Origin of the sequence: Clostridium sp. AM33-3 (assembly GCF_003480315.1) — a bacterium.
Taxonomy (GTDB): Bacteria; Bacillota; Clostridia; order Lachnospirales; family Lachnospiraceae; genus Brotaphodocola.
Map to the genome: position 1 here is coordinate 15,340 of NZ_QUIV01000039.1, position 906 is coordinate 16,245.

The window sequence follows — 906 nt, forward strand, 5'->3', positions numbered from 1 at the left end:
TTTGTCCCCCCCAGACTGTAGACAAAGCCCCGCTTTTGCTGGGTTTTGCTATTGTTAGAACCGCTTTTCTGATATAATGATGTCAGAAGGGCGGTGTTTTTTATGATGACAAAAAATGCAGAAATCTCTGGAGTGTGCTCTTTACAACCGGATATCTTACGCAGGTAGGCAGGACAGAAGAGGGAGCTTACCGCCTGGTTATTCCGAATCGGGAAGTGCGGGAGGTTTTTCAGCTTCAAATAAACGAATGGTTTAAGAAATCAATTTTCAGTAATACGGAGCGCCTGAATGCATTCTGGAAAGCTGTTGAAGCAGGGGATACAGAAGGAATCGAGCAGTATTTAAACCGTGTACTGAGTAATTCCATCAGTGTATTTGACACAAAAGCAAGAAAGGAAGAAAAAGAAAGTTCCTATCATAATCTTCTTGTTGGCATCCTGACAGGAAATGCTGACTGGCTTGTAAAATCAAATGTTGAAGCGTGGGAGGGATTCGCAGATATTATTGTGGAGACGGACGACCCGGACGCTGGTATTGTCATTGAACTAAAGTATACAAAGAGCTTTGATGAAATGGAAACTGCCTGCCAGAAAGCTCTTGATCAGATCCAGGATCGCCGTTACCAGGAATTCCTCATAAACGATGATCGGAAAGATATTCGTTTGTACGGCATTACTTTCTGCAAAAAACGGTGTAGAGCAATAACGGAAGTGCTTCCGAATCAATAGCTAAAATCATGAGTGTGCAACGAAAAATTCTTAAAACAGCATTCAAGAGCAGCTGATCAAATTGGTCAGCTGTTTTTTTTGTATGATAGGAAATTGCATCCTATCATACAAAAACGCTCCGCGAGGATGCGCACTCGGCGCAAAGGTAGATGGTTGCCGAAGCAACCGCGCCTCGGCG

General features: G+C 43.4%; 1 protein-coding gene. It reads left to right on the forward strand.

All coding sequences use genetic code 11. The features are described from left to right. Positions 1-134 precede the first annotated feature (134 nt). Positions 135-728 (forward strand): PD-(D/E)XK nuclease domain-containing protein, encoded by a 594-nt coding sequence (locus DW819_RS15050; protein ID WP_243025905.1) that lies wholly within the window; start codon positions 135-137, stop codon positions 726-728. Positions 729-906 lie beyond the last annotated feature (178 nt).